Source organism: Brassicibacter thermophilus (assembly GCF_055378355.1).
This window is the reverse complement of record NZ_AP042446.1, coordinates 581,438-598,869: the sequence shown is the minus strand read 5'-3', so window position 1 is coordinate 598,869 and position 17,432 is coordinate 581,438. Positions and strand designations below refer to the sequence as shown.

9 protein-coding genes, 1 tRNA gene and 3 rRNA genes are annotated in these 17,432 nt (G+C 35.5%); all 13 read right to left on the bottom strand.

Annotated elements, in window-relative coordinates:
• Positions 1-45: 45 nt before the first annotated feature.
• Entirely contained in the window at positions 46-726 is a 681-nt protein-coding gene (locus tag ACZ41D_RS02835) for a type 1 glutamine amidotransferase (RefSeq protein WP_464152402.1), read from the bottom strand.
• Between the two features lie 99 nt (positions 727-825).
• Positions 826-2,130, bottom strand: a complete 1,305-nt coding sequence (locus tag ACZ41D_RS02830; RefSeq protein WP_464152401.1) for a dipeptidase — start codon at positions 2,128-2,130, stop codon at positions 826-828.
• Positions 2,131-2,429: 299 nt separating this feature from the next.
• Positions 2,430-2,546 (bottom strand): 5S ribosomal RNA (gene rrf, locus ACZ41D_RS02825).
• A gap of 43 nt (positions 2,547-2,589) precedes the next feature.
• Positions 2,590-5,530, bottom strand: a 23S ribosomal RNA gene (locus tag ACZ41D_RS02820).
• 109 nt (positions 5,531-5,639) lie between these two features.
• A tRNA-Ile gene (locus tag ACZ41D_RS02815) sits at positions 5,640-5,716 on the bottom strand.
• An 87-nt stretch (positions 5,717-5,803) separates the two neighbouring features.
• Positions 5,804-7,334, bottom strand: a 16S ribosomal RNA gene (locus tag ACZ41D_RS02810).
• Together the 16S, 23S and 5S rRNA genes with 1 tRNA gene alongside form the textbook arrangement of a ribosomal RNA operon.
• A 469-nt stretch (positions 7,335-7,803) precedes the next feature.
• The gene (locus tag ACZ41D_RS02805; protein WP_464152400.1) at positions 7,804-8,901 is read right to left on the bottom strand and encodes an IS30 family transposase; all 1,098 of its coding nucleotides are present in this window, start codon (positions 8,899-8,901) and stop codon (positions 7,804-7,806) included.
• 157 nt (positions 8,902-9,058) lie between these two features.
• Entirely contained in the window at positions 9,059-9,322 is a 264-nt protein-coding gene (locus ACZ41D_RS02800; protein WP_464153107.1) for a hypothetical protein, read from the bottom strand.
• A gap of 33 nt (positions 9,323-9,355) precedes the next feature.
• Positions 9,356-10,765, bottom strand: a complete 1,410-nt coding sequence (locus ACZ41D_RS02795; RefSeq protein WP_464152399.1) for a sodium:solute symporter family protein — start codon at positions 10,763-10,765, stop codon at positions 9,356-9,358.
• A 570-nt stretch (positions 10,766-11,335) separates the two neighbouring features.
• Positions 11,336-14,398 (bottom strand): AAA family ATPase, encoded by a 3,063-nt coding sequence (locus tag ACZ41D_RS02790; RefSeq protein WP_464152398.1) that lies wholly within the window; start codon positions 14,396-14,398, stop codon positions 11,336-11,338.
• 143 nt (positions 14,399-14,541) lie between these two features.
• Complete coding sequence (locus ACZ41D_RS02785; RefSeq protein ID WP_464152397.1) at positions 14,542-15,159, bottom strand: cyclodeaminase/cyclohydrolase family protein; 618 nt, start codon at positions 15,157-15,159, stop codon at positions 14,542-14,544.
• 13 nt (positions 15,160-15,172) lie between these two features.
• Positions 15,173-16,429 (bottom strand): imidazolonepropionase, encoded by a 1,257-nt coding sequence (hutI, locus tag ACZ41D_RS02780; protein ID WP_464152396.1) that lies wholly within the window; start codon positions 16,427-16,429, stop codon positions 15,173-15,175.
• Between the two features lie 73 nt (positions 16,430-16,502).
• On the bottom strand, positions 16,503-17,399 hold the full coding sequence (gene ftcD / locus ACZ41D_RS02775; protein WP_464153106.1) for a glutamate formimidoyltransferase: 897 nt from the start codon (positions 17,397-17,399) through the stop codon (positions 16,503-16,505).
• Between the last annotated feature and the right edge of the window lie 33 nt (positions 17,400-17,432).

Here is a 17,432-nt window from a genome sequence, read left to right as displayed (position 1 = left end):
ATTTATTCTTTAGACTGTTTTCTTTATGTTTTTGTTCCAAATGAATTATAATAAATTGATAAAATTCTCAAAAATCAACTTATTTTGAACTATTTTTTTCTCATCTTCCAAATCATAAATATAATATTTATCGAAATTTGGATCATTCTTTTTATAGTTAGCAATATTCTCCTTAGTTTTTTCCAATCCATATTCAGGGTGAAATTGAGTTCCCCAAATTGGTAAATTTTTATACTGGAATGCATGAATTGAACAATTTTTGTTTTTTGCTATTATCTTAAAATCATCATTTAAATCAAATACTTCTTCATAATGAAATACACTAAATACAGGGTCAGATATTCCTTCAAATATTTTGTTATCATCAATATCAATTTTAGCAAAGCCAATTTCTGCTTTCTTAGCTTTTCTAATATGTTCTGCTCCTGCCAATACTCTGACAAGGAATTGGTGACCATAACATATTCCTAATATTGATTTATTATTATTTACAAAGTACATTATTATCTTTTCAAGAGTAGAGTTCCAAGGATTATATTCCGCAGCTGAAGCTCCAGATCCTGAAATAATTAGATGAGTATATCTATTTAAATCAGTTACCTTATTAGCTTCTCTCACCCTAATGATTTCAAAACTATTGCCCATATTTCCAAGATATTCTTCCATAGCTTTATTAAAATCTTTTACACTTTTCTCCTCTAGTAAACAGTTTAATATTAAAATCATATTCTTACCCCTCTTTATAAAAATACTCATTCTAAACTATATAGGTATACGCCCTTAATACTTTAAATCTTTATACCTAAAGTTCTATATCCACATATTTCAGTCTTCTATATAAAATATACATGTATTTCTACTTATATTATTCTCCTGATCTTTTACTTCAAAAGTAACCACATGGAAAGCGTTATTTTCTAAATTAATATCATCATCTAAGCATAAATTATTTTCTTCTTTGACGTATTTTGATTTATATTTAACACCATCTATAATAATTCTAAAATCTAAATTTTTTTCTTTATCATCTTTTACTAATATTTTTGCCTTCAGTAGTTTTTCTTTACTACATATTATGCTTCCCAACTTTATATTTGGTATTATTTCAATATTATTTTCTCGCCTTACTTTAGCCGCCTTTTGAACTTCTGCCATTACCCTAAGATTATTTAACCCTAATATTTTTCTTATATCTTCTTCTGTATAATTTCTTTTTAATAACTCTAATGTTATTTTTGGAATGTCTCTTGCTGTTTGTATGTCTACAGGCATAGAAGCACCATCAAAATCAGAACCTAAACCAACATAATCTATCCCAACCAATTTTACTATATAATCTATATGATCTACTAAATTTTTTACATTAACTTCTTCTTTAGGTCGCCCTAAAAGTTCCCACCAATAATTTATATTTACTAATCCATTATTTTCAGCTAATGCTATAATTTGTTCATCAGTTAAATTTCGAACATGAGGACATAATTTTGAAGAACAAGAATGACTAGCTATTATAGGAGCTTTAGAATATTTAACTACATCCCAAAAAGTTCTTTCATTCATATGAGAAACATCAATTATCATACCTAATCTGTTCATCTCATCTGTAACTTGATATCCTAATTGCGTAAGCCCCATATTATCTGGTCCTTCTATACCAGATCCTAAAGCATTTTCCTGATTCCATACATATGCTATGACTCTCACTCCTAAATCATAATATTGATTTAATAATTCTATAGCATTATATTCTCCTAAAGAATAAGCTCCCTCTATCGCAGGCACTGCTACTATTTTCCCCGTAGAAAGTATTTCTTTTATTTCTTCTACTGTAGTACCAATTTCTAATCTATTTTTATTATGATCTCGGGTCCAGTAAAGTGCATTAATTAATGCTAGTATACTGCTATTAGCTTTTTCATACGACTCTTTTCTACTAGAGAAAGCAGCAAAATAACCAATATCTAAACCTCCTTTCTTAGCCTTTTGTAAATCTAATTGAAGATTCGTATCTTTTCCTATATCTATCTTAGGTAACCCCGTATCATGATCTATGACAGATAACATTGTATCGTTATGACTATCTAACACTATAGAATTAAAATGAATCTGATTTGCTTTTTCTTTGATCATTTTACGCTCCCCTCTAATACTTCTCCTAAATATTTTTACATAATATAAAAAGAGAAAATTTATTTTATTAAGGCTCTTTTAACTTTAAACTTATATATCTATATTAACACTAATATTGTTATTTAGGAAATTTTATAATGTTAATATATTTTTCATCAATTTTTGAACTTGTAATAACTATTTAATTCCTAAAATATTAAGAAGGGTGCACTTAGTGCACCCTTCTTAATATTTACATAATAATTTATGAAATTAATCTGTATTTTTTCTAGTATTTTGTACCTTTATATTAAATAAAAAACCGGCAACGACCTACTCTCCCAGGACGTCTCCGTCCAAGTACCATCAGCGCTGAGAGGCTTAACTTCTGTGTTCGGTATGGGAACAGGTGTGACCCTCTCGCTATCGTCACCGGATATTTTTAAGGCTTGCGCCTTCAAAACTGCACAGTGAATTTTCCTGGTCAAGTCCTCGACCTATTAGTATCACTAAGCTAAAGATATCACTATCCTTACACCTGTGACCTATCAACCAGGTAGTCTACCTGGGGTCTTACTCTTTAAAAAGATGGGAAATCTTATCTTGAGGGTGGCTTCGCGCTTAGATGCCTTCAGCGCTTATCCTTTCCAGACTTAGCTACTCAGCCATGCTCCTGGCGGAACAACTGATACACCAGTGGTCTGTCCATCCCGGTCCTCTCGTACTAGGGACAGCTCCTCTCAAATTTCCTACGCCCACGACGGATAGGGACCGAACTGTCTCACGACGTTCTGAACCCAGCTCGCGTGCCTCTTTAATGGGCGAACAGCCCAACCCTTGGGACCTACTCCAGCCCCAGGATGAGACGAGCCGACATCGAGGTGCCAAACCTCCCCGTCGATGTGGACTCTTGGGGGAGATAAGCCTGTTATCCCCGGGGTAGCTTTTATCCGTTGAGCGATGGCCCTTCCACTCGGTGCCACCGGATCACTAAGTCCAACTTTCGTTCCTGCTCGAGATGTATCTCTCGCAGTCAAGCTCCCTTCTGCCTTTACACTCTACGCACGATTTCCGACCGTGCTGAGGGAACCTTTGAGCGCCTCCGTTACTCTTTAGGAGGCGACCGCCCCAGTCAAACTGCCCAACTGACAGTGTCCCAAGACCGGTTTCACGGCCTCTGGTTAGAATTTCGGCATCATAAGAGTGGTATCCCAAGGTCGACTCCACCGAAGCTGGCGCCCCGGCTTCTAAGTCTCCCACCTATCCTGTACATACGATACCAAAATCCAATGTCAGCCTGCAGTAAAGCTCCACGGGGTCTTTCCGTCCTGTCGCGGGTAACTCGCATCTTCACGAGTACTACAATTTCACCGGATCCCTTGTTGAGACAGTGCCCAAATCGTTACACCTTTCGTGCGGGTCGGAACTTACCCGACAAGGAATTTCGCTACCTTAGGACCGTTATAGTTACGGCCGCCGTTTACTGGGGCTTAAGTTCACACCTTCGCTTTCGCTAAGCGTTCCCCTTAACCTTCCAGCACCGGGCAGGTGTCAGCCCCTATACATCGTCTTTCGACTTAGCAGAGACCTATGTTTTTGGTAAACAGTCGCTTGGGCCTCTTCACTGCGGCTAAATAAGGCTTCATACAGCTAGTGTATTAACCTCTTTTAGCACCCCTTATCCCGAAGTTACGGGGTCATTTTGCCGAGTTCCTTAACAAGGGTTCTTCCGCTCATCTTAGGATTCTCTCCTCGCCTACCTGTGTCGGTTTGCGGTACGGGTACCTGCTCGCTCGATAGAGGCTTTTCTCGACAGTGTGGAATCAGTTAGTTCGCTACTTATTTTTCGCTCCCCATCACCTCTTAGGATTACTTCTACGGATTTGCCTATAGAAGCTCCCTACTGGCTTAGACACACTCAACCAACGGTGTGCATAACCTATCCTCCTGTGTCACCCCATTTCTCAAACGCTTACAGGTAGTACAGGAATCTCAACCTGTTGTCCATCGCCTACGCCATTCGGCCTCGGCTTAGGTCCCGACTAACCCTGAGAGGACGAGCCTTCCTCAGGAAACCTTAGGCTTTCGATGGGTAGGATTCTCACCTACCTTTCGCTACTCATGCCAGCATTCTCTCTTCTGTATAGTCCACCATTCCTTACGGTATAGCTTCAGTCCATACAGAATGCTCCTCTACCGATACATACGTATCCCACAGCTTCGGTGACAGGTTTGAGCCCCGGAAATTTTCGGCGCAAGACCACTCGACCAGTGAGCTATTACGCACTCTTTAAATGAATGGCTGCTTCTAAGCCAACATCCTGGTTGTCTGTGTAGTCTTACATCCTTTTCCACTTAACCTGTACTTAGGGACCTTAGCTGGTGATCTGGGCTGTTTCCCTTTTGACTACGAAACTTATCTCACGTAGTCTGACTCCCAAGAAACATGACTGTGGCATTCGGAGTTTGATAGGTTTTGGTAGCGTATGAACGCCCCTAGACCATTCAGTGCTCTACCTCCACGTCACTATTACTTGAGGCTAGCCCTAAAGCTATTTCGAGGAGAACCAGCTATATCCGGGTTCGATTGGAATTTCACCGCTACCCACAGGTCATCCGATAGCTTTTAAACGCTAAACGGTTCGAGCCTCCACGAAATTTTACTTCCGCTTCACTCTGCCCATGGGTAGGTCACCCGGTTTCGGGTCTACGACATGCAACTAAAACGCCCTATTAAGACTCGGTTTCCCTACGGCTCCATTGCATAGCAACTTAACCTTGCTGCATATCGTAACTCGCTGGCCCGTTCTACAAAAAGTACGCGGTCGTACATAAAAAGTACTTCCACTGCTTGTAAACATAGGGTTTCAGGTTCTATTTCACTCCCCTCCCGGGGTTCTTTTCACCTTTCCCTCACGGTACTACTTCGCTATCGGTCACCAGGTAGTATTTAGCCTTGGGGGGTGGTCCCCCCAGCTTCCCACAGGGTTTCACGTGTCCCGTGGTACTCTGGAATACAGCTAGAATTCTTATCGTTTAACTTACAGGACTTTCACCTTCTATGGTGGTACTTTCCAGAACTCTTCAGCTACGATAATCCTTCTTTTATGCTGCATCCACAACCCCAGTAAAGGAAACCTCTACTGGTTTGGGCTCTTCCCCGTTCGCTCGCCGCTACTTAGGGAATCGATTTTTCTTTCTCTTCCTCGGGGTACTTAGATGTTTCAGTTCCCCCGGTATCCCCTCAACTACCTATGTATTCAGTAGTTGATACCTAGAGTTTGCTCTAGGTGGGTTTCCCCATTCGGAAATCCCCGGATCAAAGCCTACTTGCGGCTACCCGAGGCATATCGGTGCTTATCCCGTCCTTCATCGGCTCCTGGTGCCAAGGCATCCACCCTATGCTCTTAATAACTTGACCAGAAATTGTAGTACTTAGTTACTCTTAGTAGTTACCAGCAATTAAATTGCTAGTATCTATCCATGTATCTAGTACTTACTATATTCACTGTGCAATTTTCAAGGTGCAATGGTGGGCCTGGGTGGACTCGAACCACCGACCTCACGCTTATCAGGCGTGCGCTCTAACCACCTGAGCTACAAGCCCTTGTAATAAATATAAATACCTTTTAAAGTATCAAAAACAAAACAGTACAGAACCCTAAATAGTCTAAATTAAAGTGCTACTCCTTAGAAAGGAGGTGATCCAGCCGCACCTTCCGATACGGCTACCTTGTTACGACTTCACCCCAGTCATCGGTCCTACCTTCGACAGCTGCCCCCAAAAGGTTAGCTCACTGGCTTCGGGTATTACCGACTCCCATGGTGTGACGGGCGGTGTGTACAAGGCCCGGGAACGCATTCACCGCGACATGCTGATTCGCGATTACTAGCAACTCCGACTTCATGTGGGCGAGTTGCAGCCCACAATCCGAACTGGGACCGGCTTATTGGGATTCGCTCACTCTTACGAGCTCGCAGCCCGTTGTACCGGCCATTGTAGCACGTGTGTAGCCCAGGACATAAAGGGCATGATGATTTGACGTCATCCCCACCTTCCTCCGGTTTGTCACCGGCAGTCTCTCTAGAGTGCCCAGCATTACCTGATGGCAACTAAAGACAAGGGTTGCGCTCGTTGCGGGACTTAACCCAACATCTCACGACACGAGCTGACGACAACCATGCACCACCTGTCACCTCAGTCCCCGAAGGGAAAGTCCTATCTCTAGGACGGTCCGAGGGATGTCAAGCCCTGGTAAGGTTCTTCGCGTTGCGTCGAATTAAACCACATGCTCCGCTGCTTGTGCGGGCCCCCGTCAATTCCTTTGAGTTTCAGTCTTGCGACCGTACTCCCCAGGCGGAGTGCTTATTGTGTTAACTGCGGCACTGAAGGATGTCTCCCCCAACACCTAGCACTCATCGTTTACGGCGTGGACTACCAGGGTATCTAATCCTGTTCGCTCCCCACGCTTTCGTGCCTCAGCGTCAGTTACAGTCCAGAGAGTCGCCTTCGCCACTGGTATTCTTCCTAATATCTACGCATTTCACCGCTACACTAGGAATTCCACTCTCCTCTCCTGCACTCAAGTTATGCAGTTTCAAATGCTTACCTCGGTTAAGCCGAGGGCTTTCACATCTGACTTACATGACCGCCTACGCACCCTTTACGCCCAGTAATTCCGGACAACGCTCGCCCCCTACGTATTACCGCGGCTGCTGGCACGTAGTTAGCCGGGGCTTCCTCCTAAGGTACCGTCATTATCTTCCCTTAGGACAGAGCTTTACGACCCGAAGGCCTTCATCGCTCACGCGGCGTCGCTGCATCAGGGTTTCCCCCATTGTGCAATATTCCCCACTGCTGCCTCCCGTAGGAGTCTGGACCGTGTCTCAGTTCCAGTGTGGCCGTTCACCCTCTCAGGTCGGCTACCCATCGTCGCCTTGGTGAGCCGTTACCTCACCAACTAGCTAATGGGACGCGGGACCATCCTATACCGCTAACACTTTGACTCACATACCATGCGGTATTAGAGTTTCATGGGGTATTAATCCCGGTTTCCCGAGGCTATCCCCCAGTATAGGGCAGGTTTCCCACGCGTTACTCACCCGTCCGCCACTAAGCTTTAACTATTCCATCCGAAGACTTCCTAATTAAAGCTTCGTTCGACTTGCATGTGTTAGGCACGCCGCCAGCGTTTGTCCTGAGCCAGGATCAAACTCTCGCATTAAAAATTTTTATCTAAAAGCCTAAGCTTTTACTCTTCAGAATTAACAGGTTCTGTACTGTTCAGTTTTCAAAGAACTATTTAGTCGACAACATTTGTTTGCTGTCGACTTTTATTATATTATCATGTTTATACATCGTTGTCAAGGGTTTTTATATGCAATTTTTTATTTTCAATATACTTTTAAATTGCAATATTAAATGCAACACTTTGTGAGAAGAAGTATGTTATAGATATCCAAACTCTTATAGTTTTATAATTTTAGGTCGATATTACTTTATTTTGTTGTCAAGGGAAGGGTGGAGATTTTCGAGCATATGCGAGAAAATACTACCCGACCTTGACAACGTATCGAAATGATATAATTGGCTTTAGGCCTTTTGGCATACTAGCCGAAAGGCCTTAACGATATAAGATCATTTACTAAGGCACTCCTGTCTTTTGTTTCTTAGCTACATTTATTTGCTAAATCTCAAACGATAGACGACAGCAAATGCTTGTCCTTGAATTCATTACTATTCTTACATAACCTCAATAGTTCTTCATAAAAACATTCTTTTGGCGTTTTATAATCCAATATCTTCCTCGGATATTCATTCATCCAGTCTTCGATACTCTGGATGAATGATAAAGGTATTCTTTTTATTGTTTTTCCTTTCGGAATAAAACGTCTGATTATACCATTTTGTCTCTCATTGCTTGCTCTTTCCCATGATGAATAGGGATGAGCAAAGTAGGCTTCACTTTTATACTTCTCTAAAATACTGGATAATTCACTAAATTCTGAGCCATTGTCAGCGGTTACACTACGAAATATCTTAGAGAATAAAGCACCATATCGGTTTTTAAGCTCTACAAATACGTTACGAACAGCTTGACTGTTCTTTAAATCTAGTAAAAATATCAATTCATATCTTGTTTTCCTCTCGGTTAATGTTAAAAGTACTGCGTCATTCGAACGTTTACCGACAACAGTATCGATTTCCCAGTGTCCAAACTCTTTACGAGTTTCTACTTCTTTTGGTCTTAAATCTATACTTTTGCCCATAATTCGTTTATGTTTTTTGGAGTTGTTTTTATTTTTAGGTTTTAATCTAGGTTTGAGTTGTAAATCAATATTGCGTACTTTAAGAAATCCTCTGTCTATGTAATTATATAGAGTTTTTGTGCAAACCATCGGTTTTTCCTTCCATTTAGGATCTCTTTTGCAATACCCTACGATGCTATCTGGAGACCACTTCTTTTCTGCTAACATCTTTTTTTCAGCAAACTCAATAAATTCCTTGGCATGTGAAAGCTTGCATTTAGCACCACAGTTTTTACGGCGTTTTTCATATACTGCCTGGCCTGCTTCAGGAAAATAGGCTTCATAAGTCGATAAATCGTACTTAAGTTGAGTTACAGTCCCTCTTTTTATTTCTCTACTAATGGTGCTAGCATTACGACCAAGTTGTCTTGCAATATATCGAAGGCTCTTTCCTTCCGCTAAAAGAGCTGCAATTTTTCCTCTCTCATATACATTTAGGTGTTTAAAAGAGCGTCTTTTCGTGGTACAATTAGATTGAACCATAGTGAGACCTCCCTATATTTTTTTTAGTTTGGATAACTATATCATACAGGATTTCTCACTATGGTTCTATATTTTTTACCTGTTGCATTTAATTTTACAATGAACCTTTTCAATATACTATAAGCTAATATGGATTAAAAAATATCAAATTTCTCCTTTAAATATCTAAATATACATTACCTTCAGATATAATATAGACGATCCCTGAGATATTAATTTTTTCTACTGCTCCATTCCACTTTGCACTTACATTAATATTCCCTTTAGGTTGTTTTAATATTAATGAATCGACATTTTTCTTATTCTTATAAGCAATAGCAGCAGCAACTGCAGCAGAACCTGAACCACAACTACTTTCCCAAACAAGAGAATTTATTTTCTTAACATATATTAATGGAGTTAATAAATTTTGATCATTTATGCTATATTATTTCTAATCAATTATTATACAATATTACTGTGCTTCACCTGCATTGCTCATTTGTTTTGATTTTGTAAACAACGATACTAAAACAAAAACTATTAAAGATACTAATGCTGAATATATTTCAACCGGAATCCCTAATATATCAACTTTTGATAATATTCCTACCAGCGCTATTATTGATCCTATTATCGCTGAAACTACTGCACCTTCTCTAGTAGCTTTTTCCCAAAGCACACCACCTATTACTGGGATGAAAATACCTGCTGTGTACATAGTATATGAATATATTAAAGCATCAATTATTCCAGGAACTGATAAAGCTATTAATAACGATATTATACCTATTAAAATAGTTGAATTTCTTGTTAATTTAAGTAATCTTTCTTCTTCCTCTAATTTAGCTTTATGAAACGTTTCTATCCACAGGTCTTTAACAAAATGAGAAGTAGCTGCTGTCAATAAAGAGTCTGCCGTTGACATAATAGCAGCAATTATTGCAGCAAGGACAATTCCACCAACAACTGGATGCATTAAATTTGTTAATATCCAAGGTACTGAATCACTTGGATTAGTTATATTTGATAATCCACGTGCACCCATACCCATTATAGCTGGGAAAAGGCTTAGTATTATTAATATAATACCTCCTATTAAAGAAGCTTTTTTAGCCGTTTTAGCATCTTTTGCTGAAAAAATTCTTTGATAAAAATCTTGCCCTATAAGGGTATACATAATAGTTGGAAGCAATAACCACATAATACTTTCAAATCCCATTCCACCAATACTAAAGAAATTCGAACTAAGTCCTTTATTAACAAGCATATTTGTTAATCCTGAATATCCTCCAGCATTTGTAAAAACCAAAATACTTGCTATTATTACTCCAATCCCAGCTATTACAACTTGAATAAAATCTGTCATTGTTGCAGCCCAAAGTCCACCTGATGCAGTATATACAATAAATACTATAGTAGCAATAATTGCTCCCGTATTCCCTGTAATACCAAGTATTGCAAGTGCACCTTTTGCAGCAAGAACCTGTGCTGCTAAAATTCCTACTAATGCAAATAATGATAATAAACATCCTATAACTCTTATAGTTTTTCCTCCATATCTTCTTTCTAAATAATCAGGCACAGTATATAGACTTAAATCTCTAAATTTATGTGATGTAACAAGTGCAAGAAAAATCAGTCCAATACCGCATGAAATCCCGTACCAAGCACCTGATAAACCATATTTAAATCCGTATTCTCCTCCACCCATTACTGCTCCACCACCAAAATGAGTAGCCATTAAAGTTGCTGCCAAGAGTACTGGTCCTAACCTTCTACCTGCTAATAAAAAGTCTGTCATGTTATTAATATAATGTTTATTGCACCACCACCCAATTACTAACATAAACACCATATAAACCACAACAATAAATATAATCACTTTTTTTCCTCCCTTTTAATTTAATAAACATGATTATTTTACTTTAAACTATTTTAAAAAGTTTTTACCGCATAATACATCATCCTCCTTTCTTATCAATTTATGTAAAATTTTTATAAAGAATTTGTTAGATATTTCAGAATTTTTACTTTATTATATTTAATAATAAATTAAACAATTACTACAGGGTTAGGATTTTGCAAATTATAAATTTTTCAAAATATCTTATTTAAAATATCTTATTATGCAATTTCTTTAAATAAGTAATATATTTCATCTTGTTGGTAACGTTTTCGCAATGTATTTAATTTATGATAATTTACATTATACGAGCATTTTATTATTTATTGTTTATTATAGATATAATTTGATATTTTACCTATATTTATAATTATATGAATATTACTTTATTAAAACATCTATTTTTTATTAATATACACATTTAATTTTTAATTTTCTAAATAATTTTAACAAAATATGATGTCTTTCCTGCTGCAGTACTATAAAAGCAAAAAAAACAACTAAAGTGACACTTAGTTGTTTTTTGCCTATCAAATTCCTAATTAAAATTTACTCCCCACTTCCCCTTTTCAAAGCTCTCAATATATCTATCTCATAGCACTCCTCTACTTTCCCAAGTAATTCAATTCCTTTATCGCAATATTCCTCTAATTTTAATGGAAGATAGGTTGAAAAAACTTTTTTAAGATTGTTGTTATGGTCTATATTAGCCCTAATTTCAGATTTCACTCTATAAACTAGCCCGAGTTCATATGGGCTCTTCATCTTATATGCATATTTTTCTGCTGCTTTTAAATACTCTAAAGCCTTTTTATAATTCCCTTCTTTAATAAGCAATAAACTCATATACCCCTGTGCAATAGAACGTCCCCATATTGAATCAATAATATTATAAACTCTAATAGCTCTATTAAAATATTCTCTAGCTCGACCATAATCACCCATATCAAATGCAGCTTGTCCTGCATTTGTATTAAATATTGTAATACCCCTTAAAACCTTAATATCTTCACAGATTGAAATGGCTTTATCATAATAATTTAAAGCATCGGAAAATTTCATATTATACCGTCTTATATCTCCAATGTATTTATATGCCGCTGCAATGTTCAAGGCATATTTATTCTCATATTTGTTTAACATGGTAAAAATTTTTATAGACCTCTCTAAAAGCTCTTCAGCTTCCTCATATTCACTTGTCATTATGTTATATAGTCCTTTAAGCCTTAAAAGTATAGCCACATCCTTTTTACAATCATGTTTTATGGCAATTTGCAAACCAAGCTCTAAATATTTACTCATTAGTTGTATGTTATGAGTCTGTATACAATAAAAAATCATCTGTCTATAGCCTTTTAGTGCATACTCGTAATAATTAATTGATATAGATTTATTTATTACCTCTTGAATAAGATTTATTCCTTCTTTGTATTCTCCTTCCTTAATAAAATACCTACCTTTCATATGAAGAAATGTAATTTCTAATCTTAAAATTTCTTCATTTATCCCATAATCAAGCTTTACTTCATTTATTAGCTTTTCTATATCATTAAAATATTTAATAGTCTTTTCCTTAGTCATATATAAGTACTCATTGTTTGTTATAGCAGCAGTGTTTATTTCAGGAAATAACTCATGACTAAAATCCAAATATCTATTTATATCTTTAATTCTATATTTTAAAGCTGCAATTTTATTTCCGCTTTTTGAAAAATGATATACTAGCTTAGGATATATAACTTCATCACTTTTTTCGTTTTTAAGACTATTTTCCAATATAATTCCTATTTTATCATGTAAAATCTTCCTTCTAGCAGGGGACTGTTCAAGATATACAAATTCTCTTAACTTTTGATGAGTAAATTGAAATGCTATTTTATTTGAATCAGAAACTTCTTTTATAATATATTTATCTTTAAGCTGTTCTATCACATCTATGATTTGTAATTCACTTTTACCACTTATTTTTTGTAAAATATCTAGTGGAATTTCATCAAAAAACATTGATGCTATATTAAGCATTTTTTGAGCATCGTTAGACAAGTCTAAAATCTTGCTTTTTAATATATCCTTCATTTTTGATGTCATCACATTAGTACTCTTGTTTTGTCTTAAAATATTTAAAAATTCTACCATGAAAAAAGTATTACCTTCTGTTTCTTTATAAATCTTATCAATAATAGTTTTATTTATTTTTTTATTAGGAAGAGCTTTTTTTATGAAATCGTAAGTTTCTTCTTTGCTAAATCTAGGAATTTCAATAACATTTATTTTATCGTATTTAAACATCAAAGCCATAAACTTATCAATAGCTTCATCATATCCATTTCTTAATGTACCTAAAAAAGCAATATTTCCATTATTTATATGTAAAATTATGCTTGTCAATAAAGATATACTCATATCATCCATCCATTGAAGATCTTCAAAAACTAACAATATTTTCTTTTTGCTAGAAACTTTGTCAAAAAAACTTAATATGGTATTTTCTATTACTTCATATTTTAATGTATCAAGTTTTTCGACTGGGTTAATATTATCAGTAGAATCATCTACAGAAAAACATGGAAATAACAAAGAAATTACATTTTTCCACAAAACAGGAATATCTATGCCCTCAGCATTAATAGTTTCATGAATTTTAGAAAAAACAGTATGCCAAGGCTTCAACATATTAAGTCTTTCAGATTGGTAACAATTAGCTTCAATTAAGTATATGTTTTCATTATCGATAGATTTTAAAAATTCTTCCTTAAGTCTTGTTTTCCCTATTCCTGCCTCACCTAAAATAATTATAGATTTAAATATCTTATTTTTTATAAACATATTATAGTTGTCTTTTAATAATTGTAATTCTACGCGTCGTCCATAAAAAAAATTTCTACTACCTTTATTAGGTGTTTGATATAAAGTATTTTTAAGACTAACTATTTCTTCGTATAATTTTGTTGTATTTATATCAGGAGTTATTCCTAGTTCATTTTCTAAAACATCTGATAATGTATTGTATACATCAATAGCTTTGTTATATTTACCTTGATCTCTATACACCTTCATTAATATCCTATAAGCCTCTTCATTAAACTCATCTTGTTCAATTAATAATTTGGCATATTTTTCTACATTATTGTAGTCTTCTATACTTGTTGCCATTTCTATTTTTTCTAATAGTTTCTTCATATATATGTCTTTATAATAATCTCTTTTATTCATCATCCAGCTTATAAAATTTTCTGCATCTTTTATATAAAATCCCTTAAGGAATTCTCCAGTATAAACTTCTATATCTTTTTGTCTATCTTCCATAAATATGTCTATATCTTTTATTATCTTTATTTCAGGATTTATGCATATTACTCGCTTATAAGAAGATAATATTATATCTGTGCCAAAGGTCTTCCTAATTTTATACATAGTATTTCTTAAATTCTTTTTTGCCTTTTTTTCATTAAAATCTGCCCATAATAAACCTACAAGTTCATCCCTTGTTGCTTTATTATTTACTATTAAATAGTAAAATAAAGCTTCCGCTTTTCTTAAGGGAAATGAAATCTTTTTGTCATTTAAATAAACTGTTGGAATATTAAATAAATTTACTTTAATAGTATCCATTTAGCTTTGTCCCCCTTTAAGGAGTACATCTTAGCTTAAAATTCTAATATTGAAATTAAAGTCATAGTAATTTACTATGACTTTAATTTTATCATATTTAAATAAATATTGGAAATGTTTAATATGTTACACATTATCAAAATTTATAAATTGACTTTAGAAAGTACTTCTTTTTCTAACTCTTGTACTTTTGCTTCTAATTCTTCAACCTCTTTAGCAGTCTTTTTAACAAATTCCTCATCTTTTATAGAACCTAAGTTAATCTTTACATTATATAGTGCAGATAGTACAGCAGTTCTTGCCATCATTGCCGCTACAGCACCGTCAGTAACAGCATTTTTATTGCCTTTGTCCACCACCTCTGAAGCATAGTCCATTAATTTAAAAGCATCTTTTGCTATTTCCAATGGAACTAACGCAGCTTTTTTTAAACTGTTTTGCATTGCTTCCCTTCTTTTAGCCTTTTCTTCGTCATTGGTCTTTGGAAGCTTTAATGATTCCATAACTTCGTTAAAAGCAGCAGAATCTCTGTCTATATCATTTACAAATTTTATCCTAAGTTCATCAGCAATACTTAATATTTTTTTCATTTCTTCTTCTGACTTCTCATAGCCTTTTTTCCCTATGGTAAGGTTTGCAACCATGGCTATAAGGCTTGCAGATAAAGATGCACTTAAAGCTGCTACACTTCCTCCTCCTGGAACAGGGGCTCCTGATGCTGTTTTAGCTAGAAAGTCTTTTAAACTTAAATCTTGTAGCATTTACACTCCTCCTCTACTGTTTTTCAAATACTAATTTACCATTTTTTATTACCTTTTCAACAGTGCTAACAGCTATATGATATGGTATGTACTTATATGATGGAAATTCTAATATTATTATATCACCTTTTTTGCCTACATCTATACTACCTATGTTTTCTGCTCTACCAACTGCTGCAGCTCCATTTATAGTTAAAGCTGTTATTGCTTCTTCAACTGTCATGTTCATATATAATGTAGCTAATGCAAATATAAGTGGAATAGATTCTGTAAAACAACTTCCTGGATTTAAATCTGTTGCTAATGCAACTGCACAATTATTATCTATCATAAATCTTGCTCTAGCATATTTTTCTTTAAGACTAAAAGCAGTACAAGGAAGTATTGTAGCTACAACTCCAACCTCTGCCATTGCTTTTATACCTTCATCAGAAGCCTGAAGCAAATGATCTGCAGAAGTAGCTCCTAACTCAGCTGCTAGCTCTGCACCACCAAGTTGAACAATCTCATCTGCATGTAGCTTAAGCTTAAATCCCATCTCCTTTGCTTTTGAAAGAAGTTTTCTCGATTGTTCTATTGAAAATACATTTTTTTCACAAAAAATATCACAAAATTCAGCAAGATTTTTATTTGCAACTTCAGGCATAACCTCATCTATTATAAAATCAATAAATTCATCAGTTTTTCCACTATATTCCTTTGGTACAGCGTGAGCACCTAAAAATGTTTTAACTATGTCAAGAGGATGGTCTCTATTAAGCTCATCCATAACTTCTAACTGCTTTATTTCAGTATCAAAGTCTAACCCATAACCACTCTTTCCTTCTACAGTAGTAACGCCAAAAGAAAGCATAGAATTAAGTCTTTTTATTCCCTCATTATATAGTTCTTCTTTTGTTGCATTTCTAGTGGCTTCAACAGTGTTTACTATTCCCCCACCTCTTTCCATTATTGACATATAGCTATCTCCTCTAAGTCTCCAAGAAAACTCTTCAGCTCTATATCCACCAAATACGAAATGAGTATGTGAATCAACAAAACCTGGTAATACAGCTTTACCTGATGCATCTATTACTTCATATTTTGATTGGTCATATTTTTTTATTATTTCTTCAGTTTTACCTACTTCCTTTATTACACCATTTTCTATAACTATTGCTCCGTCGTTTATTACGTGCAAATCAGACATTTCTTTTCCATGCTTTGCCTTAAAACCGCTACATGTAACAACTTCATTAGCATTTTTTATGATCAGATTCCCGCTATCCATCTATTTCACCTCCAAAATGTTAATTCAACAATGTCCCTTTGGACAATTTATCCAAAGGGACTTCATTATACTGTTATTCCATTAACCTACTTTCTAGTATTTGATCCATTGAAAAATTCTCTACTCCTAGATAATATACCGCAGTATCTATAAGAGCTTCCATTGGAAGCAAGCCAATTATTTCACTGCCTACTACATTTACTCCATATCTTCTAGCTTCCATTTTAATCATCTCAAATGATCTATAAAGAGCAGTTTTTGTATAATCAGTCATGTTCATAGAAACTTGAACTATTCCTCTTTCTTTTAGTTCTACTCCTATTGCTTTACAATATCTTAGCCCACCATTAATGAATCTTACATTTCTAGCTATCTTATTAGCTATTTCAAGGTTATCAGTATCTAGGTTTACATTAAATGCAACTAAAGGCATCCTAGCCCCTACAGCTGTAACACCAGCAGTAGGATGTATCTCTTGTGGTCCAAAATCTGGCTTCCATTCTGGTTGTTTAATTTTTTCTTTCATTCCTTCAAATTGTCCTTTTCTTATCTTTGCTAAATTTTCTCTTTCTGGTCTTGTAGCTGATTTTTCATAAAGGAAAATTGGTATATTATATTTTTCACTAGCTTCCTTTGCAACTTCTTTAGATAACTCTATAGCTTCTGTCATAGATACGTTTCTTATAGGTATAAATGGTACAACATCTGTAGCTCCCATTCGTGGATGCTGCCCTTCATGTTTCGTTAAGTCAATTAATTCAGTAGCTACACCCATTGCCTCTATTACTGCAGTTTTAAGAGCCTCTGGTTCTCCTACTACTGTTACAACACATCTATTGTGATCTTCATCTCTACTATAATCTAAGAGTTTTACTCCTTTTTTACCTCTAAAAGGGCTTACAATCTTCTCTATCTTCTCTAAATCTCTTCCTTCACTAAAATTAGGCACACATTCTATTATTTTTTTCATTAGAACCATTTTGATCACCTTCCTAATATTATC

What these genes read in the sequence shown, in the direction of transcription:
- hutI (WP_464152396.1), bottom strand. Translation starts at nt 16,429, where the DNA reads ATGGATAGCGGGAATCTGATCATAAAAAATGCTAATGAAGTTGTTACA.
- ACZ41D_RS02790 (WP_464152398.1), bottom strand. Translation starts at nt 14,398, where the DNA reads ATGGATACTATTAAAGTAAATTTATTTAATATTCCAACAGTTTATTTA.
- ftcD (WP_464153106.1), bottom strand. Translation starts at nt 17,399, where the DNA reads ATGAAAAAAATAATAGAATGTGTGCCTAATTTTAGTGAAGGAAGAGAT.
- ACZ41D_RS02835 (WP_464152402.1), bottom strand. Translation starts at nt 726, where the DNA reads ATGATTTTAATATTAAACTGTTTACTAGAGGAGAAAAGTGTAAAAGAT.
- ACZ41D_RS02830 (WP_464152401.1), bottom strand. Translation starts at nt 2,130, where the DNA reads ATGATCAAAGAAAAAGCAAATCAGATTCATTTTAATTCTATAGTGTTA.
- ACZ41D_RS02785 (WP_464152397.1), bottom strand. Translation starts at nt 15,159, where the DNA reads ATGCTACAAGATTTAAGTTTAAAAGACTTTCTAGCTAAAACAGCATCA.
- ACZ41D_RS02805 (WP_464152400.1), bottom strand. Translation starts at nt 8,901, where the DNA reads ATGGTTCAATCTAATTGTACCACGAAAAGACGCTCTTTTAAACACCTA.